This window comes from Streptomyces sp. NRRL S-244, from assembly GCF_000717915.1.
GTDB lineage: Bacteria > Actinomycetota > Actinomycetes > Streptomycetales > Streptomycetaceae > Streptomyces.
Map to the genome: position 1 here is coordinate 147,676 of NZ_JOCX01000007.1, position 26,557 is coordinate 174,232.

Annotated in this window: 24 protein-coding genes; 10 read left to right on the forward strand and 14 right to left on the reverse strand. The window is 73.1% G+C overall.

The window, feature by feature from the left end; genetic code table 11:
- Positions 1–198 precede the first annotated feature (198 nt).
- On the forward strand, positions 199–1,080 hold the full coding sequence (locus tag IF02_RS0110695; protein WP_051696116.1) for a calcium-binding protein: 882 nt from the start codon (positions 199–201) through the stop codon (positions 1,078–1,080).
- A 31-nt stretch (positions 1,081–1,111) separates the two neighbouring features.
- Here IF02_RS0110695 and IF02_RS0110700 read toward each other — a convergent pair whose 3' ends face one another.
- Complete coding sequence (locus IF02_RS0110700; protein ID WP_051696117.1) at positions 1,112–1,792, reverse strand: TetR/AcrR family transcriptional regulator; 681 nt, start codon at positions 1,790–1,792, stop codon at positions 1,112–1,114.
- 135 nt (positions 1,793–1,927) lie between these two features.
- Here IF02_RS0110700 and IF02_RS0110705 point away from each other — a divergent pair, with 135 nt between their 5' ends.
- Positions 1,928–3,415, forward strand: a complete 1,488-nt coding sequence (locus IF02_RS0110705; RefSeq protein ID WP_037835996.1) for an FAD-dependent monooxygenase — start codon at positions 1,928–1,930, stop codon at positions 3,413–3,415.
- A 5-nt stretch (positions 3,416–3,420) separates the two neighbouring features.
- On the opposite strand, the gene IF02_RS0110710 is transcribed toward IF02_RS0110705, so the two are convergent.
- The 4 genes from IF02_RS0110710 to IF02_RS0110725 all read right to left on the reverse strand — a co-directional run bounded on the left by IF02_RS0110710 (position 3,421) and on the right by IF02_RS0110725 (position 9,306).
- Positions 3,421–3,828 carry a VOC family protein gene (locus IF02_RS0110710; RefSeq protein WP_030155669.1) on the reverse strand — a complete coding sequence of 136 codons (408 nt, stop codon included), beginning with the start codon at positions 3,826–3,828 and terminating at the stop codon, positions 3,421–3,423.
- A 214-nt stretch (positions 3,829–4,042) separates the two neighbouring features.
- Positions 4,043–5,536, reverse strand: a complete 1,494-nt coding sequence (gene mptB / locus IF02_RS0110715; RefSeq protein ID WP_158708482.1) for a polyprenol phosphomannose-dependent alpha 1,6 mannosyltransferase MptB — start codon at positions 5,534–5,536, stop codon at positions 4,043–4,045.
- Between the two features lie 87 nt (positions 5,537–5,623).
- Complete coding sequence (locus IF02_RS0110720; RefSeq protein ID WP_030155672.1) at positions 5,624–6,859, reverse strand: cytochrome P450 family protein; 1,236 nt, start codon at positions 6,857–6,859, stop codon at positions 5,624–5,626.
- 137 nt (positions 6,860–6,996) lie between these two features.
- Positions 6,997–9,306, reverse strand: coding sequence for a family 20 glycosylhydrolase (locus tag IF02_RS0110725; protein ID WP_051696119.1), 2,310 nt, complete (start codon positions 9,304–9,306; stop codon positions 6,997–6,999).
- 167 nt (positions 9,307–9,473) lie between these two features.
- On the opposite strand from IF02_RS0110725, the gene IF02_RS0110730 reads away from it, so the two are divergent.
- Positions 9,474–9,872 (forward strand): nuclear transport factor 2 family protein, encoded by a 399-nt coding sequence (locus IF02_RS0110730; RefSeq protein ID WP_030155676.1) that lies wholly within the window; start codon positions 9,474–9,476, stop codon positions 9,870–9,872.
- 54 nt (positions 9,873–9,926) lie between these two features.
- Here IF02_RS0110730 and IF02_RS0110735 read toward each other — a convergent pair whose 3' ends face one another.
- Positions 9,927–11,369, reverse strand: a complete 1,443-nt coding sequence (locus IF02_RS0110735; RefSeq protein WP_078622008.1) for a glycosyltransferase 87 family protein — start codon at positions 11,367–11,369, stop codon at positions 9,927–9,929.
- 112 nt (positions 11,370–11,481) lie between these two features.
- On the opposite strand from IF02_RS0110735, the gene IF02_RS0110740 reads away from it, so the two are divergent.
- Positions 11,482–12,630, forward strand: a complete 1,149-nt coding sequence (locus IF02_RS0110740; RefSeq protein ID WP_030155680.1) for a molybdopterin-dependent oxidoreductase — start codon at positions 11,482–11,484, stop codon at positions 12,628–12,630.
- The gene (locus tag IF02_RS0110745; RefSeq protein ID WP_030155682.1) at positions 12,630–13,034 is read left to right on the forward strand and encodes a hypothetical protein; all 405 of its coding nucleotides are present in this window, start codon (positions 12,630–12,632) and stop codon (positions 13,032–13,034) included. The genes IF02_RS0110740 and IF02_RS0110745 overlap by 1 nt, the downstream gene beginning before the upstream one ends.
- 77 nt (positions 13,035–13,111) lie before the next feature.
- Here IF02_RS0110745 and IF02_RS35455 read toward each other — a convergent pair whose 3' ends face one another.
- Genes IF02_RS35455 through IF02_RS0110760 form a run of 3 tightly spaced genes read right to left on the reverse strand, consistent with a single transcriptional unit; the run spans position 13,112 to position 15,167 of the window.
- Positions 13,112–13,795, reverse strand: coding sequence for a class I SAM-dependent methyltransferase (locus tag IF02_RS35455; protein WP_234318158.1), 684 nt, complete (start codon positions 13,793–13,795; stop codon positions 13,112–13,114).
- Positions 13,792–14,454 carry a TIGR04282 family arsenosugar biosynthesis glycosyltransferase gene (locus IF02_RS35460; RefSeq protein ID WP_051696120.1) on the reverse strand — a complete coding sequence of 221 codons (663 nt, stop codon included), beginning with the start codon at positions 14,452–14,454 and terminating at the stop codon, positions 13,792–13,794. Before IF02_RS35460 ends, IF02_RS35455 begins: the two co-directional genes overlap by 4 nt.
- The gene (locus IF02_RS0110760; protein WP_030155687.1) at positions 14,451–15,167 is read right to left on the reverse strand and encodes a glycosyltransferase family 2 protein; all 717 of its coding nucleotides are present in this window, start codon (positions 15,165–15,167) and stop codon (positions 14,451–14,453) included. Before IF02_RS0110760 ends, IF02_RS35460 begins: the two co-directional genes overlap by 4 nt.
- A 213-nt stretch (positions 15,168–15,380) precedes the next feature.
- Here IF02_RS0110760 and IF02_RS0110765 point away from each other — a divergent pair, with 213 nt between their 5' ends.
- Together IF02_RS0110765 and IF02_RS0110770 are read left to right on the forward strand one after the other, a co-directional pair.
- Positions 15,381–16,148: a response regulator transcription factor gene (locus IF02_RS0110765; protein WP_051696132.1), complete on the forward strand. Its 768-nt coding sequence runs from the start codon at positions 15,381–15,383 to the stop codon at positions 16,146–16,148.
- The gene (locus IF02_RS0110770) at positions 16,141–17,256 is read left to right on the forward strand and encodes a sensor histidine kinase (RefSeq protein ID WP_037835998.1); all 1,116 of its coding nucleotides are present in this window, start codon (positions 16,141–16,143) and stop codon (positions 17,254–17,256) included. The genes IF02_RS0110765 and IF02_RS0110770 overlap by 8 nt, the downstream gene beginning before the upstream one ends.
- A 9-nt stretch (positions 17,257–17,265) precedes the next feature.
- On the opposite strand, the gene IF02_RS0110775 is transcribed toward IF02_RS0110770, so the two are convergent.
- Both IF02_RS0110775 and IF02_RS0110780 read right to left on the reverse strand, forming a co-directional pair.
- On the reverse strand, positions 17,266–18,012 hold the full coding sequence (locus IF02_RS0110775) for a hypothetical protein (RefSeq protein WP_030155692.1): 747 nt from the start codon (positions 18,010–18,012) through the stop codon (positions 17,266–17,268).
- 91 nt (positions 18,013–18,103) lie between these two features.
- Entirely contained in the window at positions 18,104–19,102 is a 999-nt protein-coding gene (locus IF02_RS0110780; protein ID WP_030155694.1) for an NAD-dependent epimerase/dehydratase family protein, read from the reverse strand.
- Between the two features lie 97 nt (positions 19,103–19,199).
- Between IF02_RS0110780 and IF02_RS0110785 the strand changes: the two genes are divergently transcribed.
- Positions 19,200–19,778 (forward strand): MepB family protein, encoded by a 579-nt coding sequence (locus tag IF02_RS0110785; protein ID WP_030155695.1) that lies wholly within the window; start codon positions 19,200–19,202, stop codon positions 19,776–19,778.
- 9 nt (positions 19,779–19,787) lie between these two features.
- On the opposite strand, the gene IF02_RS0110790 is transcribed toward IF02_RS0110785, so the two are convergent.
- The 3 genes from IF02_RS0110790 to IF02_RS0110800 all read right to left on the reverse strand — a co-directional run bounded on the left by IF02_RS0110790 (position 19,788) and on the right by IF02_RS0110800 (position 24,689).
- Positions 19,788–20,900, reverse strand: coding sequence for a mechanosensitive ion channel family protein (locus tag IF02_RS0110790; protein ID WP_030155697.1), 1,113 nt, complete (start codon positions 20,898–20,900; stop codon positions 19,788–19,790).
- 190 nt (positions 20,901–21,090) lie between these two features.
- Positions 21,091–23,799 (reverse strand): glycoside hydrolase family 2 protein, encoded by a 2,709-nt coding sequence (locus IF02_RS0110795; RefSeq protein ID WP_037836001.1) that lies wholly within the window; start codon positions 23,797–23,799, stop codon positions 21,091–21,093.
- A 95-nt stretch (positions 23,800–23,894) separates the two neighbouring features.
- A complete protein-coding gene (locus tag IF02_RS0110800; protein WP_078622009.1) occupies positions 23,895–24,689 on the reverse strand; it encodes a class I SAM-dependent methyltransferase in 795 nt (264 codons plus the stop codon).
- A gap of 182 nt (positions 24,690–24,871) precedes the next feature.
- On the opposite strand from IF02_RS0110800, the gene IF02_RS0110805 reads away from it, so the two are divergent.
- Complete coding sequence (locus tag IF02_RS0110805; RefSeq protein ID WP_030155702.1) at positions 24,872–26,032, forward strand: aminotransferase class V-fold PLP-dependent enzyme; 1,161 nt, start codon at positions 24,872–24,874, stop codon at positions 26,030–26,032.
- A 145-nt stretch (positions 26,033–26,177) separates the two neighbouring features.
- On the forward strand, positions 26,178–26,552 hold the full coding sequence (locus IF02_RS35465; RefSeq protein WP_030155704.1) for an Ig domain-containing protein: 375 nt from the start codon (positions 26,178–26,180) through the stop codon (positions 26,550–26,552).
- The last annotated feature ends 5 nt before the right edge of the window (positions 26,553–26,557 follow it).

Consider the following 26,557-nt stretch of genomic DNA (forward strand, 5'->3'; position numbering starts at 1 on the left):
GGTGTGTGGGCCGGTTGGCCCCGCCCGGAGCGGGGCCAACCGAGCGTAAGGCATACAAAATGCTATGCATTTGATTGCTTTCGAGGCATTCGCGCCATACGTTCCCCACGGATTCGAGCCTGGTTCCCTGGACAGCCGGAACGGCTGTGCGCACTCCGACCGGAGGTCTGTATGCCTTGCCGTAAGTCACTCACACTGTTGGCCGCAGCCGCGTTGCTCTCCCTCGGGGCCCCGGCGGCGGTCGCCCACGCGGCCGACGCCACCTGCTTCGGGCAGCCCGCGACCATCACGGGGTCGGGCACGATCACCGGGACGGAGGGCAACGACGTCATCATCGGGTCGGCGGCGGCGGACACCATCGACGGTCTCGGCGGAGACGACCTGATCTGTGGTCTGGGCGGGAACGACACGATCGCGGGCGGCCTCGGCAACGACCAGCTGGATGGCGGCGAAGGCGCGGATCTCATGCGTGGCGACCTGCTCTCGACGAGGGCTGCCGTGGACGGCGGGGGCAACGACGTCCTCTTCGGCGGGCCGGGTGACGACCGCATGGGCGGCGACAGCATGGCCTTCGGCTCCAGCGCGTCGGGCGGGGGCGACGACGTCCTGTTCGGCGAGGCGGGGAACGACGCCATGATCGGCGACAGCCGGGGCGGCATCAACGCGACCGGCGGCGGCAGGGACGTCCTGGACGGCGGGGCCGGAGACGACAGCCTCACCGGCGATTCCTCCGCCGAGGGCGCCGCGACCGGCAACGGCGAGGACGTACTCCTGGGCGGAGCCGGCGTGGACACCATCATCGGTGACAGCAACTCGGGCCACGCCGCGCACGGCAAGGGCGAGGGCCTGACCGGCAAGCCCGCGCACCTGAACGGCAAGCCCGCGCGCCCGGCCGGCCAGGGCCGCCCGACCCCGGCGGCGAAGCCCGCGCAGGGCGCACCGGTCGCGCCCGTCGCCCCGGACGCGGCGGCGGGCGGCAACGACGTCATCGACGGGGGCGAGGACGCGAAGGACAGCTGCGACGGCTCGGGCGGAGCCGACATCGCGGTGCGCTGCGAGACCATGTCGAACGTGCCGTAACCCGCGACGAGCGGCGCCCGCGCCGCCGCGGTCAGCGGATCGCGTAGCGCGCGGCGATGCCGTCGATGACGATCTGCAGACCCTCTTCGAAGTGCTCGTCGTACTCCTCGAAGAGGTGCGTACCGGCGGCCGCGGCGAGTGGGTAGTCGGCCAGGCGCTCGCCGCGCTCGGCCACGTCGTAGCCGTCCCGGCGCTCGCCCGGGGCGGGGTGGACGCCTTGTTCCTCGATCACGAACCCGAGCGTGTAGGAGAAGGCGGTCGCCATGGCCCGTACGGCCTGCGGCAGTTCGAACCCGTGCGCCAGCAGGGCGCGCAGATAGGCCTCGGACTGTTCGGCGTGCTCGGTTCCGGTGAAGCGTGAGCCGGTGAACACGCGGGCGCCGTCGCGGTACGCGAGCAGGGCCCGGCGCAGCCGGCGATTGGCGCTCAGCATCCGCTCCCGCCAGGGCGCCGAGGCATCGTCCGGCCCGGTCTCCTCCGGGCTGGTGACCATGCGCCGGAACATCTCCGTGGCCATCTCGTCGATCAGCTCTTGCTTGTTCTTGAAGTGCCAGTACAGCGCCGGCGCCTTCACATCCAGCTCCTGCGCGATGGCGCGGAGGGTGAGCTTGTCGAGCCCGCCCTCGTTCAGCAGCCGCAGCGCGGTCTCGGCGACGGTCAGGCGGGTCAGGGGCGGGACGCGCGGCGGGGTCTGCTGCGGCTTGCCGTTCATCGTCTGCCTCTGTCTCCCGGGGCGGTTCACTCTTCCGTGGCGTTGACAGCTTAACAGCGTTAAGGGCACTCTTGCGGGACGAGGCTCCTTAACGTTGTTAAGTGGCTATGGCGGAGTGAGCGAACGGGGAGACCGATGAACCAGCGGCAGTACCAAGAAGACCGAACCGATGTGCTGATCGTGGGCGCCGGTCCCACCGGCCTCGTGCTGGCCTGTGACCTTGCCCGGCGAGGCGTGCGTGCCCTGGTCGTCGAGCGGTCGCCGGAGCTGTTTCCCGGTTCCCGCGGCAAGGGCATCCAGCCCCGGACCCTGGAGGTCTTCGATGACCTCGGTGTCCTGGGGGAGGTCACGCGATGGGGCGGCCGGGCGCCGATCGGCATGACGTGGCAGGGCGGCTCCCGTGTCGGTGAGTACCGCATGTTCGAGGACGTCGAACCGACCGAGGGTGCGCCCTACACCGGGCCCGCGCTGCTGCCCCAGTGGCGCACTCAGCGGATCCTGCTCGACCGGCTCCGCGAACTGGGCGGTGACGTCGTGTTCGGAGTCGAGCTGACCGGCCTCACCCAGGACGCCGAGTCCGTGACCGCGACCCTCATGCCGGTGGGAGGCGGGAGCCCGGAGTCCGTCCGCGCGGGATACGCCGTCGCCGCCGACGGCGGCCGGTCCACGGTCCGCCGGCTCGTCGGCATCAAGATGACCGGTGAGCGCATCGACCCCGCCCCGATGCTCGTGGCCGACGTGGTCATACCGACGCTCGACCGGGACAACTGGCACATCTTCCCGCCCGCCGCGGGCGGCACGGGCTTCGCCACCCTCTGCCCCTTGCCGCATACGCGGGAGTTCCAGTTCGTGGCCCAGCCGGCAGCGGTCGGCAAGGAGATCACGGCGGACGAAGTGCGTGCGCTGGTCGCCGCGTTCACCCACATAGCGGCCGAGGAAGTCACCGAGGTCTTGTGGGCATCGGACTTCACCGTGAACGCCGCGCTCGCCGACCGCTTCCGTGACGGCAGGGTCTTCCTCGCGGGAGACGCCGCCCACATCCACTCGCCGGCGGGCGGCCAGGGGCTCAACACCAGCGTCCAGGACGCCTACAACCTGGGCTGGAAGCTCGCCGCCGTACTGCGCGACGGAGCACCGGAGGCGCTGCTGGACACGTACGAGGAGGAGCGCCTCCCCAATGCAGCCGCCATGCTGGGGCTGTCCACCCGCATCCACCGTGGTGAGGAGGGGCGCGGCGCCGCCACGCGCCAGCTCGGCCTCGACCAGCGCAACTCCTCACTCACCCGGGAGATACGCAGCGGCCTGGCCGACGACGCCCTGACCGCGGGAGACCGCGCGCCCGACGGCAAGCGCGACGGGCTGCGGCTCTTCGACCTCTACCGAGGCCCCCACTTCACCCTGCTCGCCGTCGACACTCCGCTGCCGGAGCGACTCCCGCCGCTCCCGGGCCTGCGCACCGCGCAGATCGGTGCGTACGAGGCCTATGGGCGCGGGCTGTACCTGATCCGCCCGGACGGATACATAGCCTGGGCCGGTCCGGGCGGCGACGCGCCCGAAGCCTCGGCCGACGACCTGCGGATCTGGACCTCCCGGGTCGCACGGCCCGCCCGGGCAGGTGTGTGAGGGGGCTACGGGCGAACGTAGGGGCGGGTCATGATCTCCATGTTGTGGCCGTCCGGGTCGGCGAAATAGGCACCGCGACCACCGAACAGGCGGTTGATCTGCCCCGGTTCGGAGTGGTGGGGGTCGGCGTAGTAGGTGACCCCCACCGCCTCCAGGCGGGCGATCATGCCGTCGAACCGCTCGTCGGGCACGAGGAACGCGTAGTGCTGCGGCTGGATCGGCTCGTCGGTCATCGCGTAGTAGTCGAGCGTGACGCCGTTGCCGAGGTCGACGGGCAGGAACGGCCCGAACGGAGCGCCGACCTCCAGACCCAGGATCACGGCAAGGAACTGGGCCGACAGCCCCCGGTCCTTGGCGTGGACGACGGTGTGGTTCAACTGGACGGCGTTCGGGTACTGCTGGGCGTTCGGCATGAGTGAGGTGTCTCCGGTTTCGGGTTTCCGTGGGAAGGCGCCGCACGCGGGCGCCGGGCGCAAGAAACGCGGAGAAAGGGCGGGCTCCTGGCCCGCCTCGGGCTCACGCCGAGGCCGGGAACCCTACTCGTACATGGCTCAAGGCCGACCCGGCAGTCACCCGGACGACCTTAGTGATCATCACCGGCCCGCGCAACGTGTATTTCCCGCCGGGTCACCGGCGCGTTCTGACCGCTGCCCGCACCCACGCGCGCTCCTGCAGACGAAGGCGGGGCACTGTCCCGAGCACCGGCGGACCCCACGCCACGAGCGCCGCCACGGCAGCCGACGCCCCCGTGACGGCGGCGAACCCGTAGGACCAGGTCGCCGAAGTCCCACTGGGCAGCACGATGAACAGCAGCACCAGCATCGCCAGCCGCGCCCGCGTGCTCTCCATCAGTCGCCAGGCCGCCGCCGCCAGCGGCACCATCCCCCACAGCACGTACCAGGGCTGTACGACCGGAGCGGTCACCACCAGCCCCAGCAGCGCCATGCCGGTGGCGTACTCGGGACCCGTACGCGGCGCACGCCACGCGCAGAAGCCCACCAGACACACGCCCAGCAGCATCCCCACCGACCGGGCGGCGGCGATCGCATCGGCCGCGGTACCCAGGCCGAACCCCTCGGACAGCAGCCCGAGCACCCGGCCCACGTCCGTACTCGGCGAGAGCACCGTGTAGACCTGCGCGGGTCCCCGCAGCGTCGACAGCCACCCCCAGCCCTGGCCGCACACGGTCACGCCCAGCACCAGCGCCGCCAGACCCACCAGCGCGATCCCGGCCGCCCGCAGCCATGCCGCACGCCGGTCCGGCCGCCCGCCGACGGACCACGCGGCGGCGCACAGCAGAGCCACCGCGGCGGGCACCTTGACCAGCGCGGCCGCGACGAGCACGACGGTGCCCAGAACCCAGTGCCCCCGGCGGAAGGCCACCAGCCCCGCCACCATCAGGCCGATCATCAGCGCCTCGTTGTGGGCACCGCCCACCAGGTGCACCAGGGCGAGCGGGTTGAGCACGGTCGCCCACAGCGCCCCGGCCTCCCCGCCTCCGGATGCGGAACCCCGCTCGGAACCCCACTCGGAGGCGAGCCGCCCCACGCCCCAGACGATCAGCGCCAGCCCGCACAGGGCCAGCAGCCGCATGCCCAGCACCGCGGCCACCGTGTGGTGCTCGCCCGTGACGGCCACCACGGCCCGCGTCGCCGCGACGGCCACCGGCCCGTACGGCGCCGGTGCGTCCTGCCACACCTCCGGCACGTTGCCGGCGAGCGTGCCGCCGAGCGCCGACGGCCCCAGCCGGTACACGTCCCAGCCCCGGACCGCCAGCGCGCCCTGCGCGACGTAGCTGTACGCGTCATTGCTGAAGATCAGCGGGCCCGGGACGAGCGGCAGGACCCAGGACCACAGCACGGAGCGCAGCCGTCTCGGGCCGACCGGCTCCCCGGCCCGCAGCAGCCCGCCCAGCCGCCACCAGGCGACCACGAGCAGTACCAGCCCGGCGTACGCCGCCGCCGCTCCCAGCACCGTGTGCGCCGGGCTCCGCTGCGCCCACACCCCGTCCGGAACGCCGAAGGGCAGCGCGCCCGCCGACCAGCTCCCGGCGGCCAGTAGCACCGACCCGAGCATTCCGAGCAGTCGGCAACCCCGGACCGTGACCCCCACCTCAGACATGGCGGCAGCCTAGGGTGGGCAACACCGGTGATCGGCCTGCCCGAGGCATCGGGGAGGTGAATTTCGCGCGTCCTTACTGCAATCGGGTCATGCCGACGGGCCGAGCCGGACGGGCAGCGAACGGTGGCCGTTGCTGATGAGGGAGGTGACGGGCAGGAGCTCGTCGGCGGGCACCGCCGGCTCGATGGCAGGGAAGCGGTCGAACAGCGCTTCGAGCGCGGTCGCGACCTCCAGCCGGGCCAGCGGGGCGCCGAGACAGAAGTGGACCCCGTGCCCGAACGCGAGGTGGTCCTTCGTGACCCGCGTGGCATCGAAGGTGTCGGCGTCCGGCCCGTGCCAGTCGGGGTGCCGGTTGGCCGCGGCGTACGAGGCGAGGATCGCCTCCCCCTTGGCTATGGTCCGCCCGTCGGCCAGCGGGATGTCGGCCAGCGCGAAGCGCATCGGCAGGTGCTTCACGGCCGACTCGTGCCGCAGGGTCTCCTCGACGACGTCGCTCCAGCTGCTGCGCCCGGCGCGGACGTGGTCCAGCTGGGCGGGGTCGGCGAGCAGGGCGGTGACCGCCTGGTCGATGACGTTGACGGTCGTCTCGTACCCGGCGCTGATCATCAGGATCAGGGTGTCGCTCAGCTCGGAGTCCGAGAGCGCGGAGCCATCGCCCTCCTCGTCGCGGGCGGCGATGAGCAGGGAGGTCATGTCGTCACCGGGCACGGCGCGCTTGGCGGCGATGAGCTCGGCGAGGACCTCGTAGACCCGGACCGTGTTCGCCGCGGCCTCCTCGGGGGTGAGGGTCGTGTCGAAGACCCCGTCCACCACCGTACGGAAGTCAGCGCGCTGCTCCTGGGGGAGGCCCATCAGGTGTCCGATGACCGCGATGGGCAGCGGGTAGGCGAGCCGTTCGCGCAGGTCGGTCACCTCGCCCGGCGGCAGGGCGGCGAGCTCGTCGAGGAGGCCGGTGACGATGTCCTCGACGGTGTCACGGAGCAGAGCCACACGGCGGGCGCTGAACGCGGGCGCCACCATCCGGCGCAGCCGCCGGTGGTCGGCTCCGTACGCGGTGAACATGTTGGTCACCGCGACCCAGAGGGCGAGCGGCCAGGTCTGGACGGCCTGCTCGAACTCCGGCCAGTGCGCGCGGGCGTCCTTGGACACGTCCGGGCTGGTGAGCAACTCCTTGAGCAGAGTGGGGTCGGTGACGGCCCAGGCCGTTACGCCGAGTATGTCGACGCGGGCCGCGGGCCCTTGGGCGCGCAGCAGCCGGTGCTCCGCGTGCCGGTCGGCGCCGGCGGGGTCGAGGACCAGCGGTGCGGTCGGGGCCGGTTTCACGCGGGACTCCTTCGCGAGGTGGTGTAAGAGCTGTTCTTGGCGGTGTGAGGTTCTCTCCGTCTCCCGCACAACGTGCGTGGTGGGCGGGGCGTTCCACGGACGGCCGGCAAGGACGGCCGGCAGGCAGGCAGGGACGGTCAGACGATCTGCCACCGCTGGTAGGCCGTACCGGAACCCGGCTGCTGCGTGGCCAGGGCGCCGTCCGCCCCGGACGCGGTGGTCAGCAGGAGCGCGCTCTTCTTGTTGGCCACCGAGTAGTCGCCCCCGCCGAGCGCGGTGAGCAGCCAGCGCTGGCTGTCCGCGCCCGTGCAGGCGGCCTGGACGACGGCGGCGCCGGGCGCCGTGGAGCCGCCCGACACGTCCGCGCAGAGCCTCGACGATCCGTTGGCCATCGAGTAGGAGCCGTCGGCGTTGGGCGTCAGCTGCCACTGCTGGTTGGGGCCGCCGTGCGGGGTCCAGGTGATCAGCTGCGTACCCGGCGCGCTCGAACTCCCCGGGTCGTCGAGGGCCTTGCCGGCCGCGCTGAGGGTCCGGGCGCCGCTCAACTGGCCGCCGTACACCTCGAACTCGTACAGCGAATAGCCGTACGCGGTGCCGCGCTTGGTCCCGTACACGCGGATGTAGCGGCCCGATCCGGACAGGCCGGTGAGCTCCTGGACCCCTCCGGCGCCGGTCGTCGTGGTGTACACGGTGCGCCAGGTCGCGGCGTCGTCGGAGAGCTGGATCTGGAAGGCCTTTCCGTACGCGGCCTCCCAGCGCAGCACCACGCGGCTCACGGCCTGGCCGGACCCCAGGTCGACCTGGAGCCACTGCGGGTCGGCGTACGCGCTGGACCAGCGGGTGCCGGGGTCCCCGTCGGTGGCCGACGACGCCGGGAAGGCGGCGGTCTCGGTGCTGGAGGCGGTGGTCGGCCGGTTGCGGGCGAGGTTGCCGGGCTGGGCGAGACCGGGCCATGCGGGGTTGTGCCCGACCGCGGCCGCGAGCGGGGTGAAGGCGGCGTACGTGGCGGCCGGCTTGGGGGAGCCCCAGGTCTGCTGGGCCAGGGCGCGCAGCGGGTACATGATGCCCGCGGCGATCTGCTCCTCCGTCTCGGCGGTGGGGTTGTCGCACCACACGTGGATCAGCGAGCCGGGGTTCTTCGAGGGGTCGGTGAGGGTGGCCCCGCCCTCGAAGCGGTCGGGGGTCCAGGTCTCGTACATCCACTTGGTGTCGGGTTTGGCGCCCCCGAGCACGTAGTACGTCGGCGTCCAGGACTCGTTGGCGACGGTGTGGCCGGCCGCGGCCAGCTGCTGCGGGGTGAGCCCGTAGCTGTACCAGTACTCGACGAGGATCCCGGGGTGCGGGGTGAGCGTCCCGTCCCCGGCCTTGATGCCGTCGTTCCACATCCGGGTGGTCTTGCCGGCCGCCCGCACCAGGTCGTCGGCCCAGTTCACGAACCCGTAGTAGGTGTCCTTGGCGGTGGCGCCCGCCCCGTAGTGGGCGCGGGCGTATCTGAGCAGCTGCGGGTACTTGGCGTAGTCGGTGACGTATTCGTCCGCGCCGATGTGCCAGTACGGGGCCGGGAACAGCGGCAGGTACTCGTTCACCAGGTCCTTGATCAGGGTGTACGAGGCCGGCAGTGAGAGGTCGATGAAATCGGGACTGGCCGTGCCGGAACTGTTCTTGAGCTTGAGCTCCGGGTGGGCGGCCAGGACGGCGTTCATGTGCCCCGGAGTGTCGATCTCGGGAACGATCGTGACGTGGTACTTCTGCCCGAGCGCGACGAGGTCGGCGATGTCCTGCTTGGAGTAGTGGTCGGCGGAGACGATCTCCGGGTGGGTGGAGCTCTCCAGCCGGAACCCGAAGGTGTCCGACAGGTGGAAGTGGAAGTAGTTGAGCTTGAGGTAGGCCAGCTCCTTGATGTGCTGCTTGACCCAGTCGACGGTGAAGAACTTCCGGCCCTGGTCGATCATGAGCCCGCGCTCCGCCTTGGCGGGCCAGTCGACCGCCGTGCCGGCGGGCACCGAGGCCGACTGGTGCAGGAGCTGGAGCACGGTACGGGTGCCGTAGAACGCGCCGGTGTCGGTCCCGGCCTGGATGGCGGCGGACTGTCCGACGGTCAGCCGGTAGCCCTCGGCGGGCAGCCCCGGGTCACCGAGGCTCAGCGCGATGTCGCCCGGGGAGGCGCTCCCGGTGACGACGGCTACGGGACGTCCGGCCAGGGCTCCCAGGTCCTCGGCGAAAGTGGCGGCCTCGTCGGAGAGCTGGGCGGCGTAGGCGGGATCGACGGTGATCCGGCTGGTCCCGGTGAAGGTGTAGGCACCGGTGCCGGCCGTCCACTGCCGCAGCGCCGGAACGGTCTGCGGCGGCCCGGCGGCGGCCTGCGCGGGTCCGGCGACGGCGACGGCGGGCAAGGAGAGCGCGGCCACCGCGCAGACGGCGGCGATGAGCAATCTGAGCAGACGCATGGCGAGTCCCCAAGTCATCGGAGGGAAGGGGGAGTTCAGGAGCCGGCCAAAGTGCAGGCAAAGTGCAGCGCAGTGCCGGATGCATGTCAATACCTGCTCGAAACCCCGACCGAGCGAGCAGGATCGCGCATCCACCCGTCACAGGGGTCACGTGTTACCGTCGCGCCATGTCCAAGGGTGAAATAGACGCGCTGACCGACGAGTTCTTCGGCGCGTTCGACAACCGGGGCGGCAAGGCCGCCGACGTGGCCCGGATCCGGCGGCTGCTGCTGCCGGGCGGGGTGATCGTCAAAACGGGTCCGGACCTCACGGTCTACACCGTCGAGGAGTTCATCGAGCCCCGCCTGAAGCTGCTCAACGACGGCCGGCTCGTCGAGTTCTCCGAGTGGGAGACATCCGAACGGACCGACATCGCCGGCGACATCGCTTCGCGGTTCGGCGAGTACCGGAAGTCCGGGATCCTGGACGGCCGGCCGTACGAGGGCAGCGGGACCAAGACCATCCAGTTCGTCCGCACCCCGGACGGCTGGCGGATCGCCGCGTTCTCCTGGTACGACCAGCCCTGAGCCGGCGCCGAGCGGCCGCCGAGGCGGCCCTGACCCGCCGCCGAGCCGGCCGGCCTACGCCGACTCCGTGCCGAGCCCCTCGCCGCGCCGCCGCTGCCACCGCACCGCCGTGACCACGAGCACCAGCAGCGCGGCCGCCCCGTAGGCCACGGCACTCACCGCCCCGCGCGAACCGAACGCCTGGCCCGTGACGTAGACGGCCGGGCCGGCGACCGCGATGCCCAGCCACTCCCAGCGCCCGTCCAGGGCCACGAGCCCGACGAGCAGCAGGGCGTACCACGAATAGCCCGGCGTGAGCAGGGCGAACGCCCACCCCGTCACCAACAGCGCGCCGCTCCACGGCCGTCGGGGATCCCCGCGCCACAGCACGTACCCGCACACGCCCGCCATCGCGGCGAGCAGCACCGGCACCGCCCAGTCGCCCGGCAGCACCAGCCGCAGCAGCGCGTAGCGGGACCCGGCCGAGGGGTCCTCGTACCCCTCCTCCTCCACGTACCCGCCGAGGTACCCGAAGACGGAACCGTCCGAGAGCAGCACGTACGGCAGGTACGCGAGCGCCGTGAAGGCGGCGGCCGGCAGCAGTACGGCGACCGCGTCGCGCACCCGGCGCACGCCGGACAGGGCTCCGGGGAGGACGATCGCCGGCATCAGCTTCGTGGCGACGGCGGCGCCGAGGACCAGCCCGCCGCTCGCCCGGAGCGCCGGGCTCCGCGCGGCCACGAGCCCGAGACCGGCCACGGCCAGCAGCACCCCCAGCACGTCGACGTGCGCGTTGTTCACGGCCTCGATCGGTACCGCGGGGCACCACGCCCAGTACGCGGCCCTGCGCGGGTCCGTGCCCCGGCGGCGCAGGATAAGCAGCAGCGCGCCGGTCACACCGAGGGACAGCACCCCGGCGCCGATCTGGAGCGGCTTGTGCCGGGCGCCCCCGGGGGACAGCCGGTCGACGGCCAGGAAGTACGCCTCGGCGATCGGCGGGTAGAGGGTGTGCACGGCCGGCCGGTTGATCCGCGTGCAGTGCGGGGTGTCCCCGGCGTACGGGATCCGGGCCCGGTCCGGGCCGGTGCAGGCGGCTCCGCCCGTGGGGAAGAGCCACGGGTCGCGGAGCCGGCCCAGCTCCGGGTCCTGCGGGGCGTGGTCGTACGGGGAGAGGCCGGCGGACTGCACCCGGCCGTCCCAGGCATAGCGGTACGAGTCGGTGCTGGTCCGGGGCGCCGCCACCAGCCCCGTCGCCGTCACCGCGACGGCCCCCGCCAGCACCAGCGGCACGACGAGCGCGGCCGGGACCCGGCGCAGCGCGAGCAGCGCGACCGCGAACAGCGCCCAGCAGGCCGCGTACCGCCAGGACAGTCCGGCGGGGTCGGTGAAATTGCCGTCGTAGCGGATGGTCCACACCAGGGCGGCGACGAGGGCCGAGAGACCGAGGACGGGGAGGGTGAGCACGGGGAGACCGAGGGCGGGGAGGGCGGAAGGGCCGGGGGCGGTACGCAGGTTCACAGCCGCAGCGTTCCAGGGAACGGTGCGCAGCGGGGTCCCGCGCCGCCCATGTCCGCGTTTCGTAAGGTGTCCGAACCGCCTCTGAGCTGCTTCCCGGGGGTGTCATGGGTCCATGCGCTTCCCCATCCGTCTCCCTTCCGACCCGCCCGTCACCTTCAAGGCGCGGCTGCACGACGCCCGGACCGCGACCGCCATCGGCCGCTGGCTCGGGCTCGCCTTCGCCGTCTGTTTCGCGACCGGCGTGCTCAGCCACTACGTCCAGCACCCGCCGCACTGGCTCGCCGACCGGCTGCCGAGCCGCCCCTACTGGGGATACCGGTTCACCCAGGGACTCCACGTGGTCTCCGGGATCGCGGCGATCCCGCTGCTGCTGGCGAAGCTGTGGGCGGTCTACCCGCGGCTGTTCGAATGGCCGCCGCTGCGGTCGGTGCGGCACGCGCTCGAACGGGCCTCCGTGGCGGTCCTGGTGGCGGCCGGCGTGTTCGAACTGTTCACCGGGCTGCTCAACACCTTCCAGTGGTATCCCTGGCCGTTCTCCTTCGTTCCCGTGCACTTCGCGCTGTCCTGGCTGCTGCTGGGCGCGCTCATGGTGCACATCGCCGTGAAGTGGCCGGAGATCCAAGACCATTGGACCCGCCGCTCCCCGGGCACGCTCGCACTGCCCGAGGCCGACGGCCCGGACCGGCGCGCGCTGCTGGTGGGCGTCGCCGCGGCGGTGGGGGCGGTCACACTGACGACCGCCGGGCAGTCCGTGACCGCGCTCGGGGGGCTCGACCTGTTCGCCCCGCGCGACCCCGCCGTCGGACCGCAGGGGCTCCCGGTGAACCGTACGGCGAAGGCGGCCGGGGTCACCGCGGCCTCCGTACGGGACTGGCGGCTGACCGTCGCCGGACCGCGCCCGTACACGCTCACCCTCGACGAACTGCGTGCGATGCCGCAGTACGAGGTGACGCTGCCCATCGCGTGCGTCGAGGGCTGGAGCAAGAACGCCCGGTGGACCGGGGTCCGCGTGCGCGACCTGCTGGAACGCGCGGGCGGCGGCCCGGGTGCCGGCGCCCGCGTGGAGTCCCTGGAGCCGGTCGGCGCGTACCGGGTGATGGCGATGGGCCGCGAGTACGCCCAGGACCCGCTCACCCTGCTCGCGCTGCGCCTGGGTGGCGAGGAACTCTCCCCGGACCACGGCTACCCGGCGCGGATCATCGCCCCGAACCGGCCCGGCGTGCTCCAGACCAAGTGGGTCGGCCGACTGGAGGTGGCGTGATGACGTACCGGTACGCGGTGGCCGGTCTCGGCCTGGCCCTGATGGGACTGGGCGGCGCCCTGCTGCTCCAGCAGCCCTCGCCCTGGCGGATCGCGCTGTGGCTCGCGGGCGCGGTCGTGGTGCACGACGGGCTGATCGCGCCGCTCGTGATCGCGGTCGCCGCGCTCACCGGCGCCGTCGGCCTGCGCCTGCGAGGGGTCCCGCGAGCCGCCCTGATCGTCGCGGGCTCCCTGACCGCGATCGCCCTCCCGCCGCTCCTGCGCCCGGGCGGGGCGGCCAACCCGACCGTGGTGCCGCTGGACTACCTGCGCAACTGGCTGCTGACGATGGCGGCCATCGCCGTGGCCACCGGTCTGTACGTCGCGGGGCGCGCGGCGCTGCGCGGGGCGCGCCGGCGGACCTGAGCGGCCGGACACGCGAAAGCGGCTGACGCGAGAGCGCGTCAGCCGCTTTCCGTACGTTCCTGGTGAGTGCTCAGCGCTCAGCGCCGCAGCTGAACGAAGGCGCGGCCCGCCGCATGCCAGGTCACCGCCCGGGTCCAGCCCGCGTCCGCCGCCTCCGTACGGAGCGCGCGGGTGCCGAGCCGGGCCCACGGGAAGGGCGCCCCACGGCCGCCGTTCCCGTCCTCGACGTGCACCTCGACGCGCTCGTCGACGTCCGCGGTGGCCACCTCGACCAGCAGGGTGCCGCCCGGGGCCGCGAGGCGGGCGGCCCGGCGCAGCAGCGCGCCGGGGTCGCCGCCGATGCCGATGTTCCCGTCGATGAGCAGGACCGTGCCCCAGCGGCCTTCGCTGGGCAGCGGGTCGAACACGGACCGGCACAGGGCGCTGCCGCCGGTGCGCACCGTACGGGCCACCGCCTCCGGGGTCACGTCCACGCCCAGCGCGGGCCGACCGAGGCGGGCGAGGGCGGCGACCAGGCGGCCCGGTCCGCAGCCTATGTCCAGGACCGGGCCCTCGCAGCGGGCCAGGACGGTGGCATCGGCCGCGTCGGCTTCGGCGCACCAGCGCTCCACGTCGAGCGGCAGCAGCCAGCCGTCGCTGCGGCCGAGGAAGAGGGGCCCCCGGCCGGTGCGCAGGGCGTCGGAGTACGGGTCGGCCCGCCAGGCCTGGGCGGCGGGCTCGACCACGCGTGCGGCCGGTTGCGCGGTCGTCTGCGCGGTCACCGTACGGCCGCGCACAGCTCGGCGTGCAGGGCGGCGAACCGGGTCCCGGGCGCCGAGGCGGCGACCTGCACGGCGTCTTCCGGCGTGTCGACGTCGCGCAGCGCCGGAAGGTCCCGTACGGCCCGCCCCGACGCGGTCAGCCGCAGGCGCTGCACCGCCCCGGTGTCCGAGACGGACATGGGCACCCCCAGCAGCAGTGCGGGATCCGGCTCGGCGAGCCCGAGGGCCCAGAACCCGCCGTCCAGGGCCGGGCCGAACCGGGCGTCCGCACCGGCGAAGTCGAGGCCCTGGGCGAGGAGCTCCGGGGTGACCTGCGGGGTGTCCATGCCGATCAGGAGCGCGGGACCCTCGTACAGGGCGAAGGCCGCGGCGAGCCGGACGTCGAGCCCGCCCGCGCACTGCGGTACCACCTCGATGCCGTCGGGCAGCCAGTGCTTCGGCGTCCCGTCGAGGTAGAGGACGCGCCGCCGGGCCGGTGTGGCGAGGACGGCGTCCAGGGTGTCCTGGAGCGCGGCCCGCGCCAGGGCGGCGGCCTGCTGCGGGGTGAAGTGCGGGGTCAGCCGCGTCTTGACCCGGCCGGGGACCGGGGCTTTCGCCACGACGATCAGCGTGCCCTCGCCCCGGCCGTCGTCCGTGTGCTCGCTCCCGTACGTGCTCATGCGCGGACCCCACCGGCCGGGACGGACCGGGCACCGGGCTTCTCGGCCAGCACCCGCCGCATGTCCCGCACCGCGTGCCAGGTGCCCCGCCAGGTCCCGGTGACCTTCGACTTTCCGGCGCGCGGCAGGTACGGGACGTCCGTCTCGGCCACCCGCCAGCCCGCGTCGGCCGCCCGTACGACCATCTGGAGCGGGTAGCCGCTGCGCCGGTCGGTCAGCTCCAGGTCCAGCAGCGCCTCGCGGCGCGCGACGCGCATCGGTCCGAGGTCGTGCAGCCGCAGCCCCGTGCGGCGGCGCAGCATCCGCGCCAGCGCGAGGTTCCCGGCGCGGGCGTGGGCCGGCCAGGCGCCGCGTCCCTGCGGGCGTCGCCGCCCGAGGAGCAGGTCGGCCTCGCCGGCCTCGACCCGGGCCGCCATGGGGGCGAGCAGCCCGGGGTCCAGCGAGGCGTCGCAGTCGCAGAAGCAGACGAGGTCGGCGCGCGCGGCCAGCAGCCCGGCATGGCAGGCCGCGCCGAAGCCGCGCACGGGTGCGTGCACCACGGTCGCTCCCAGGCTGCGGGCGATGTCGGCCGAGCCGTCGGTGGAGCCGTTGTCGACGACGATGGCCCGCCAGCCGGCCGGCACCCGCGCCAGCACCCAGGGCAGCGCCTGCGCCTCGTCGAGGCACGGCAGTACGAGGTCCGCGCGGGGCGGCACACAAGCAGATTCAGTCACGTCCACACCGTAGGAAGCGGGCGCGGACGAAAGGGGCTTTCACTCCTTACGAAACGCGGACGCCGTGCCCGATCCGGGGAGGGTGCCGTACCGGCGGACCGGAGGGGATGTCAGGCTGTGGCCATGGCAGTCAGCAATACGCAGAGTACGGACGAGGGCCGTGAGGCGGCCGGGACGGCCGGGGCGGACACACCCGACCCCGCCCTCGGCAACATCCTGGTCGTGGACGACGACCCGACCGTTTCGGAGGTCGTGGCCGGATACCTCGACCGCGCCGGCTTCACCGTGCGCCTGGCCGCCGACGGACCGGCCGCCCTGCGCGCCGCCGAGGAGCGGCGCCCGGACCTGGTGGTCCTCGACCTCATGCTGCCGGGCATGGACGGACTGGAGGTCTGCCGGCGGCTGCGGGCGCGCGAGCGCGCCGCCGGCCCGCACGGCGGTCAGGGCGCGACCCCGCCCGTCCCGGTCATCATGCTCACCGCGCGCGGTGACGAGGACGACCGGATCCTGGGCCTGGAAGTCGGCGCGGACGACTACGTGACCAAGCCCTTCAGCCCGCGGGAGCTCGTCCTGCGCGTGCAGTCCGTCCTGCGCCGGGCCGTCCCCGCCGCACCGGCCGCAGGCCCCCGGCTCACCGCGACGGGTCTGAGCCTGGACCCCGCGGCGCGCCGCGTCAGCAAGGACGGCAAGGAACTCGCCCTCACCCTGCGGGAGTTCGACCTCCTCGCCTTCTTCCTGCGGCACCCCGGGCAGGTCTGCGACCGGGAGCGGCTCATGCGCGAGGTCTGGGGCTGGGACTTCGGCGACCTGTCCACCGTCACCGTCCACGTCCGCCGGCTGCGCGGCAAGATCGAGGACGATGCGGCGAACCCCCGGCTGATCCAGACCGTCTGGGGCGCCGGCTACCGCTTCGACGCCCACCCCACCCCGGCGGCGCCCGCCACGGACCCGAGAAGGGCGGACGGCCATGAACATGCGTGACCAGGACCTGCTGCTGATCGCCCTCTACGCGCTCCTCGGCGCGGGCGGCGCCGGAGCGCTCGGCGCCTTCGCCCTGCGGATACTGCGGCGGCGCAGCGTCGCCGTCTCCCTCGCCGTCGTGACCGCCGTCGCCGTGCTCGCGATGCTCGCCGGCACGCTGGCCGTGGCCTGGGCGATGTTCCTCTCCTCCCACGACCTGACCGTGGTGACGGTGGTCGCAGGGGTGGCCGCCGCCGTCTCGCTGGGCACGGCCCTGCTGCTGGGGCGGCAGGTCGTACGGCGCTGCCGTGAACTCGTCGACGCCGCACGCGTCTTCGGCGAGGAGGGCACCTTCACCACGCCCGGCGTGCCCGCCCCCGCCGAACTCGCCGCGCTCAGCCGCGAACTGGCCCTCACCAGCGAACGTCTGACCGCGTCCCGGGAACGCGAGCGGGCCCTGGAAACCTCCCGCCGGGAGCTCGTCGCCTGGATCTCGCACGATCTGCGCACCCCGCTGGCCGGGCTGCGCGCCATGTCGGAGGCGCTGGAGGACGGCATGGCCGCCGACCCCGCCCGCTACCACCGGCAGATGCGCACCGAGGTCGACCGACTCAACTCCATGGTCGGCGACCTGTTCGAGCTCTCCCGCATCCACGCGGGCGCCCTCAGCCTCAGCCCCACCCGGCTGAACCTCTACGACCTCGTGGGCGACGCCCTGGCCGGCACCGACGCCCTCGCCCGCGAGCACGGCGTACGGCTGGTCGGCGACGGGATCGCATCGCTCCCGGTGGAGGTGGACGGCAAGGAAATGACCCGCGTCCTGTCGAACCTGCTGGTCAACGCCATCCGCCACACCCCGGCCGACGGCACGGTCGCGATCGCCGCGGAAGCCCGGGAGGGCGCGGTGGTGCTGTCCGTCACCGACGCCTGCGGCGGCATCCCCGAGGAGGACCTCACGCGTGTCTTCGACACCGGCTGGCGCGGGACCCAGGCCCGTACGCCACCGGGGGGCGCGGGCCTGGGCCTGGCGATCGTCCGCGGCATCGTCGAGGCGCACGACGGGCACGCGCACGTCCGCAACGTCACCGGAGGCTGCCGCTTCGAACTGACCCTCCCGGCGCCCGCGTAGCGATCAGGGCTACTGGCAGGTGACCTGCACGTTTTCACTCCGCGCGGTCATGTTGAAATCCGGCACGTGCAGGGTGACGAACGCGCTTACCGTCTTCGTGTTCGCCATCACCGACCCCTCCACCACCTTGAAGAGGGAGACGCTCGTGGTGCCGGGGGTGAACTCGGCCGTGCCAGAGGAGATCGGATCGGCGCTGGACGCGTACGTCCAGAAATAGCGGACCTTCCCCTGCCCGGTGCCCGTGATCTTGCCGTCGAACTCCAGCTTGGGCGGCTTGGTGCAGTCGACGGTGCTCCCCGACTTGGTCAGCGTCAACACCTCGACCTTGGTGACCTGCACGTTCCCCGTGCCGCTGCCCGGCTTCTCCCCCCGGGGCGGGGTGACGCAGGAGACGTGCTTGCCCTGCTGCGACCCGCTCTCCCGGTAACTGACGCCGTACGTGCCGTAGCGGACGCCCTGCCGGTCGAGCGAGCCCGCACCGTCCACCGTGGCCCGGAAGGACGACTTCCCCTCGACCCGCACCGACTGGTTCGGGGCGAATCCGCTGAGGTGGAGGTCGTAGCGCATGTTCCCGCCCGGACTGCCGCCACCGCTGCCCGGAGTCAGTTCGCAGGAGGGCGCCATGGGAGCGCGGGCGGCCTCCGCCCCCGCGGTCCGGCCCTGGGCGGCGAATGCGGGGGTGAGGGCGACCGAGGAGGCGAGGAGCGGGGCCGCGAGGAGCATGAGGCCCCGGTACCGGTGCGTCTGCCGATTCATCGTGCTGCCCTTCCTGAGAGGAAAAAGCCCCCGATGTCGGACCACCAGGATATCGGGCAGGGACGATGGCGCCCAGGCGGCCGAAAGCCGCCTAGGGGGCGTCCGCCCCGGCGGCCAGCTCCGCCATACCGGCGGCGAACGGCACCACCGGACGCCAGTCCAGGTCCCGGCGCAGGCGCGCCGAGTCGGCGGTGACGTGCCGGACGTCGCCCAGCCGGTACTCGCCGGTGACCACCGGGTCCGGGCCCCCGCACGCGGCGGCCAGCGCCTCGGCCATGTCGCCGACGGTCCGCGGATCGCCGCTGCCGACGTTGTACGCGGTGAACCCGTCCGGCGCGCCGGCCAGGGACTCCACCGCCACGGCGTTGGCCGCGGCCACGTCCCGTACGTGCACGAAGTCCCGCCGCTGGCCGCCGTCCTCGAACACGCGCGGGGCCTCGCCCCGCGCCAGCGCGGAGCGGAACAGGGCGGCGACCCCCGCGTACGGGGTGTCGCGGGGCATCCCCGGCCCGTACACGTTGTGGTAGCGCAGCGAGATCGCGGAGCCGCCGGTGGACCGCGCCCAGGAGGCGGCGAGGTGCTCCTGGGCCAGCTTGGTCGTGGCGTAGACGTTCCGCGGGTCCATCGGGGCGTCCTCCCCGACCAGGCCCGGCGCGAGCTCGGCGCCGCAGTGCGGGCAGCGCGGCTCGAACCGGCCGGCCGCCAGATCGGCCTCGGCGCGCGGGCCGGGCCGCACCACGCCGTGCGCGGCGCACACGTACCGCCCCTCGCCGTAGACGACCATCGAGCCGGCGAGGAGCAGCCTGTGCACGCCCGCCTCGGCCATCCCGGCCAGCAGGACCGCCGTACCGAGGCCGTTGGCCGACACGTACGCCGGTGCGTCCCCGAAGTCCTTGCCCAGGCCGACCTTCGCCGCCTGGTGGCAGACCGCGTCGACCCCGGCCAGGGCGTCCCGCACCTGGCCGGGATCCCGTACGTCCCTTCCGTCCTCCGCGAGATCGAACACCACCGGGTCGTGGCCGCGGCCGGCCAGCTCGGAGACGATGTGCGAGCCGATGAAGCCCGCTCCTCCAGTCACAAGTACGCGCATGATCCGACGCTATGCCCCGGCCCACCCGCGGAGGCGCTCTCCCGGCCGCACGTCACGGATCCGTAAGACGTCCCGGGATCCATGACAGGGTGGCGGGATGACGACCCACCGCGAGCGTTCCGCCGATCCCCGCCCCGCCCCTGCCGGCCCCGCACCGTGGCCGGACGCGACCGGGGTCCACGGAGATCTCCTCGCGGCGAAGTCACGTGTCTACGACCCGTGCGGATTCACCTGCTCGCAGCCGGTTCCCGAGGCCGAGGGCGCCGCGTACGCCGCGCACGAATTCACCCTGGACACACGCGCCGTCCGCTTCCGCGCGGCCAAGACGACGCCCACCAAGGTCGGGCAGTTCGTCACCGTGTGGAAGCGGTCTCCGGGGGGCGGGCCCATCCGGCCCTTCGACACCGCGGATCGCGTGGACCTCTTCGTCATCAGCTGCCATGACGACGAAGGCTTCGGCCAGTTCGTCTTCCCGGTGGACGAGCTCCGCCGGCACGGCGTCGTATCGGTGGACGGTTCCGGCGGGAAGCGGGGCTTCCGCGTCTACCCGCCGTGGGTGGCCACCGCCAACCGCCAGGCCGACGGCGCGCAGGCGTGGCAGGTGGAGCACTTCCTCCACCTGCCTCAGGACGGCGCCGTCGACCTGGCCCGCGCCGAGGAGCTGTACCGCCCGTAAGGGGTCGGCTCAGCCGGTGGTGGCGGGCGAACGGGGCGGGGCCTCGCGCTGGTGCGGGACCGGCGGGACCGGCGGGAGCGCCGACGCCTGGAGCCCGTCCTGGTGGATCTGGACCGTCCGCGTGGGCGCGGGGATCGAGATGCCCTCCGCCCGGAACCGCTCGTGCAGGCGCTTGATGAACTCGTGCTTGATCCGGTACTGGTCGCTGAACTCACCGACGCCCAGGATCACCGTGAAGTTGATCCTGGAATCGGCGAAGGTGTGGAACCGGACCTTGCCCTCGTGGTCGGGGACCGCGCCGTTGATGTCGGCCATCACGCTGTCGACCACGTCGAGCGTCACCCGCTCCACGTGCTCCAGATCGCTCTCGTAGCCCACGCCCACCTGGACCAGGATCGACAACTGCTGTTCCGGCTGGGTGAAGTTGGTCATGTTCGTCCGCGCGAGACGCCCGTTGGGGATGATCACCAGGTTGTTCGACAGGTTGCGGACCACGGTGTTGCGCCAGTTGATGTCGACGACGTACCCCTCCTCCCCACTGCTGAGGCGGATGTAGTCACCGGGCTGCACGGTCTTCGAGGCGAGGATGTGGACGCCCGCGAAGAGGTTGGCGAGGGTGTCCTGCAAGGCCAGGGCCACCGCCAGACCGCCCACGCCGAGGGCGGTGACCAGCGGCGCGATGGACACGCCCACGGTTTCGAGCGCGACGAGCACACCCATCACGAGGACCACGATCCGCGTGATGTTGACGAAGATGGACGCCGATCCGGCGACGCCGGTCCGGGCCCCCGCCACCGACTGGACGAGACCCGCGATGACCCGGGCCGCGCTGAGCGTGGCGATGAGGATGAGCACGGCGGTCAGGGACTGGTTCACGAACCCCAGGACCCGCGCGGTGAGCGGCAGGGTCGAGGCGGCCACCGCGGCGCCGGCGATGACGGCCGCCCAGGGGGCGAGGGTGCGCAGCGCGTCGACGATGATGTCGTCGCCGGTCCACCGGGTCCGCTCGGCGTGCCGGCCCAGCCAGCGCATCAGGGCGCGCAGCAGCAGCCCGGCCAGGCCGCCCGCGGCCAGCGCGATCCCGGCCACCAGCCAGTCGTGCAGGAGGAGTTCCCGGTTCAACGGAGGCCCTCCGCTCGGCGCCGGACCGGGGGAGCGGCGACGGGCCCGGCGGGCCGTCGTATGAGGTGTGTCGTCACCTTGTCACCTGTCAGTTTCTCGTGCGTGGAGCCGCGTTCGGGCGCGTGTACGCATTCCGGAACGGGCTGCCATCCTGCCCCATGGCCCGAGGCCCCCCGCAGGTGGGCCGGTGTCAGGTGGCCGGGACCGTGGCCGTCGGGGTGTTCCAGCCTGTGATCCGGATCCTGGGCGCGGACCCGCGCAGGTCGGCGGTGCGGTAGGTCGCCGTCAGGGTGGCCGACTCGCCGGGCCACAGGCTGATCTGGTTGTCCGACCACTGCACGGGCAGGACGGGGGCGTCCTTGCCGTCGACCAGGTGGAGGTCGGTGAGCAGGGCCGGGGTGTTCCCGGTGCCGGTGTTCCGTACGGTGACGACCGTCGTGGAGGTCGACGGTGCGTCGGCGGCCACGCTCGTCGTCGCCGTGGCGGAGACGGCCGCCTGGGCCATCGACCGCAGCCCGGTGAGATCGGCGTAGGCCGTGGTCGGGGTGTGCCACCAGTCGCTCTCGTCGTAGTCGAGGACGTCCCGGCGCGTGGAGAGCCAGTACACGTTGCGGCTCACCTCGCGCCCGGCGGCGTCGGTCAGGACCAGCCGCGCGAGATGGGTCGTCGACAGCCCGTCCACCGTCGCCGGCAGGGTCAGCGCGATGGCCTTCGCCCCGTCCCCGCCGACGGCGAGGCCCGTCACCGTCCGGTCGTACTTCCGCGTCCCGTCGGTGTTGAAGAGGGAGACCCGCGCGGTCAGCCCCGACACCGCCGCCGTACGGCGGTTGACGACGGCCACCGTCCGGTCGTCGTACGAGTACTGGATGTGCAGCGGCTCGTTCGCCTTCTTCGCGCCGAAGTAGGCGCCGTTCTGGTCGAGGTAGCGGTCCACGAGCTGCCAGTGCAGCGAGGTCCAGCCGCTGTTGAACATCCAGTAGATCACCCCCGTCGACGGCTTCGAGGCGTCGGTGGCGTTGCGCGCGTACGCCTCGTACTGCGCGCGGACGTTCTCGTACTGGGCGAGCTGAGCCTTGGCGACGTAGTCCTCCAGGCTGCGCGGGGCGCCGTACCGGGCGCTCAGCGCATCGTCGTACAGCTTGAGCGTCGCGTACGTGCGCGAGGGCGAGCGGTGGTACTGCGGCGCGGCCGGGTCCTTCCAGAGCGAGGTCAGCTCGGCCGGGGACATCATGCGGCGCAGGGTGTCCAGGGTCGGGATGTCGGGGCCCGCGCTGGTCTCGGAGTTGAAGCCGGTGGCCCCGCCCTCCCGCTTGTCGTACCAGTAGCCCGGCGGCACCCAGTCGTACGGTCCCGGCATCCGCATCCCCGAAGCGCCGGTGAGCGGCGCCGACTTGGCGGTTGCGGCGGGGATCACCGGGGTGGGCCAGTCGGCGGCCCTCAGCGCGTCGACGTAGCCCCGCTCGATCTCCGCGTCCGGGGCGAAATCGCTGCCGATGAGGAAGGAGATGACGCTGGGGTGATCGCGCAGGCGGGCGGCCTCGGCGGCCATGGAGGCCTCGGCGACGGGGTGGTCGGCCTCCGACCAGCTCTCTCCGGCCTCGGTGCCGTTGACCTCGCCCTCCCATTTGGTGCAGCACTGCCAGCCGGGCAGGGTGAGGATCCCGTACCGGTCGGCGAGGTCGAAGAACTCGTCCTGTTCGAGGTGCCCTTCCAGGCGCAGGGTGTTGAGGCCCAGGTCCCGTGCGTACGCCAGCCTGTCCTCCGCGTAGGCGGGGTCCCAGCGCAGCAGCTCGTCGGGGGACCAGCCCGCGCCCCGGATCAGCAGCGGCCGGCCGTTGACGGAGTACTGGCGGGCGCCGTCCTTGTTGAGCGGCGCCTGCACGCTGCGGATGCCGAAGCCGTGGCGGACCCGGTCGGAGACGCCTGCGCCGGCGTCGGCGTCCGATCCCGGGACCGGGACCGTGACCGCCAGATCGAGCTCGTACAGCTCCTGCGCGCCCATTCCGGCCGGCCACCACACCCGCGGCCGGTCGAGGTGCAGCTGCGGGGTGTCGGCCGGGGTGAAGGCCACCGTCTTCGTCTCGTGGGCGCGCAGCGGCACGTCCCGCCGGAAGGCGATCCCCGACCCGATGGTGCCGGAGACCGCGGCGGTGACGTCCTCGGCCGACTCGTTGCGGACCTTCGCCTTCACGGTCAGGTCCGCGGAGTCCAGGGACGGCAGAGCCAGGCTGGTCAGCACGTGCGCGTCGCGCAGGGCGACGGGGCCGCCGCGCCGTACGAGCACGTCGCGGACGATGCCCATGTTCTCGTCCGGGGGCGGCTGCAGCCAGTCGAGCCAGCCCATGGTGAGGTTCTTGCGCGGATTGTTCGGCTGGATCCGGAAGGCCACCGCGTTGGCGCCGGCCCGCACCAGTGCGGTGACGTCGAGCTCGTGGTGCGTGTACGCGCCGACGACCGCGGAGGCCGTGGCGACCTGCTTCCCGTTGACGAACACGTCCGCCGCGGAGACGACCCCGCTGAAGTCCAGGTACGTGCGCGCGGAGGTGTCGGCCACGGTGAACTCGGCGCGGAACCACCACGGCACGGTGAAATCGGCGGCCGGGATGCGCTGCTGGGCGGTGGAGTAGAAGGGGTCGGGATGCGTGCCGTCCGCGACCAGGGCGGCCAGCACGGTCGACCGGGGCCCCGCCGGGTGCCAGCCGGTCGTCCGGTACCCCGGGGCGGAGACGAGGGCCGCCGCGTCGGAGACCTCGGCCGTCGAGCGGATGGCGTACCCGGACAAGGGCGTGGTGCTCCCCGGGTCCGCGGGGACGGCGGTCACCGCCCGTACGTGCGGCGCCCGGGGGGAGGGAGCCGCGGCCGGCGCGCCCGCCACGAGCGCGCCCAAGAGGCCGAGCACGGCCAGGACCGAGGTTTCCCATCGAACGGCGCGGACGACACGGACAGCGCGGACAGCACGGACAGGAGTGGGGAACACGATGGTCTCCGAGAAGCTCAGGCGGCGAGGGCCGAGGTGATCACGAGCGGCGGTTCGGCCCGCTCCGCGGTCCACGGGTAGCGGTGCAGGAGACCCGGGTCGGCGAGGGCCAGTGCCTCGTCCACCGTGGGCCGGCGCTGGGTGACGGCGCGGAAGCGGGCGCTCTCGAGGAGGACCGGCAGCCGGTCGACGGGCCAGGCGTGGTTGCGTACCTCCTGCCAGGTCCCGTCCGTGCGCCGCAGCCGGAGCGGCATCTCCTCGCCCGGCCGGTACGAGGCACCCGCGGTGCCCACGCGCAGCGAGGCGTACTCCAGCTCCGTGCACGTGGGGTCGGTGGACAGCAGGACGAGCGGGGCTCCGGGCCGCAGCAGGCGGCGGATCTCGGCGAACACCCCGAGCAGGGCCTCCTCGGTCGGCAGCGAGGCCAGGACGTGATTGCACATCACCGCGTCCGCGCACCCGTCGGGCAGGCCGGTCACCCGGCCGTCCCTGACCAGGTGGAACTCCGCCACCGCCGTCGCCGTGCTGCGGGCCAGCGCCAGCATCTCGGCCGACGTGTCCACGCCCAGCACCCGCGCGCCCAGCACTCGCGCCGCCCGGTCGGCGACCCGGCCGGGCCCGCAGCCGTAGTCCACGAGCACACCGTCCGTGCCGATCCGGCGGGACAGCGCCTCGAACACGAACGGATAGCCGAGCAGCCAGTCGGTGGCCGCCTCCACCGCCGCGAACGCCTCCGCCCCGGCAGGCCCGGACCAGGCGCCGCCCTCTTCCTCGTGTCCGTCTTCCGCATGTCCCTCTGACGCGTTGTTCACAGCTCCCCACTATCGGCCCGGCGGGCCGGACGGCGGTTGCGGCGCGCCCGTCCGGCACCCCGACGGCGAGGGTCGGCCAACCGGGGCGAGTGCGGTGTTCCACCGGGGCGGCTGGTGTTTCCGGCCACGCGAGCCGGGCAGTGTGGTGGGCCCAGGCCCTCGAACGACGCGAAAGGCACGCCATGACCTCGCCCGTCGGCAGCGAGCCGCTCCCCAACGCCCGCGAGCTGTTCGACATCCCCGACGGCATCGCCTACTTCAACACCGCCAGCGTGGCACCGACGCTGCGCACCGGACTCGTCGCGGGCGAGGCCGCCCTGCTCAAACGTGCCCAGCCCTGGCGGCTCCTGGGCCCCGACTGGTTCAGCGGGGCCGAGGAGCGCCGGGCACTGTTCGCGGGCCTCATCGGGGCCACCGCCGACGACATCGCCCTCGTACCGGCGACCAGCTACGGGTTCGCGGTGGCCGCCGCCAACCTGACGGCGCGGGCCGGCAGCCGGATCCTGGTCCTCGACGGCGAGTACCCGTCAGGGATCTACACCTGGTGGCGGTTCGCCGAGCGTACGGGGGCCTCGATGCTCACCGTCCGGCGCGAGCCCGGCCAGACCTGGACCGAGGCCGTCCTGGACGCCCTCGACGACACCGTGGCCGTGGTCTCGGTGCCCCGGGTGCACTGGACGGACGGCGCCCTGCTCGACCTGGACCGGATCGCCGAAGCCACCCGGGCCGCCGGCGCCGCCCTGGTCATCGACGCCAGCCAGTCCGCCGGTGCCATCCCGATCGACATGGGCACGCTGCGGCCCGACTTCCTCGTCAGCGTCGGCTACAAGTGGCTGCTCGGCCCCTTCGGGCTCGGCTACCTGTACGTGGCTCCGGACCGGCAGGAGGGGCGGCCGCTGGAGGAGAACTGGATCGTGCGCAAGGACTCCGACGACTTCGGGCGGCTCGTCGAGTACCGCACCGAATACCAGCCCGGAGCCCGCCGCTTCGACGTGGGCGCGCGCACCGCCTTCGAACTCACCCCCATGGCGCTCGCCGCCCTGGAACAGCTGTCGGCCTGGACCGTCCCCCGGGTCGCCGTCACCCTGGCGGCCACCACGGCCCGTATCGCCTCGGCGGCGCGGGAGCGGGGGCTGCCGGTCCCGTCGCCGCGCGGCCCGCACATGCTCGGCATCACGGTCCCCGACGGACTCCAGAAGCGCGTGGTGGCGGCGCTGGAGGAGGCGAACGTGTTCGTCGGGGCCCGCGGCTCGGCCATCCGCATCAGCCCCCATCTCCACACCACCGGCGCCGACATCGAACAACTGCTGAGCGCGCTGGACGCCGCGTTGAACCGGCCGTGAGCCGGCCGTGCAGTCGTTCTGGTGGAAACGCACGCCTGTGCGTAGGATTCCGGCGTCCCATCGCACCTTGAACGCAGCTGTCCACAAAGCGAGTTCGGAGGTCCTGTTGAGATCGAACCAGCGTGTCCCGCGTCGATTAGCGGCCTTGGCCGTCGGCTTGGCGGCCGTCCTGGCCGCTCCCGTCGGCTCGTCGGCCGCGGCTGCCGCGCAGCCGGCCGCGCCCGCGGTCACCGCGGTGGCCGCCGCCCCGGCGGTGGCCTTCCCCGGCAACCAGGTCAACTACCAGTACGACAGCGCCCGGCTCCAGATGTCCGCCACCGGCGGCACGACCCCGTATTCCTGGTCGGCGGTCAGCCTGCCGACCGGCCTCACGATCAACGCCTCGACCGGGCTGATCTCCGGCGTGCTGCGCGGCAGCGGCACCCGTACCGTGACGGTCACGGCGAAGGACGCGGTCGGCGCCACGGGCTCCACCACGTTCACCTGGCGCGTGATCCGCGACGCCTGCCCCCGCTGCTGAACCGC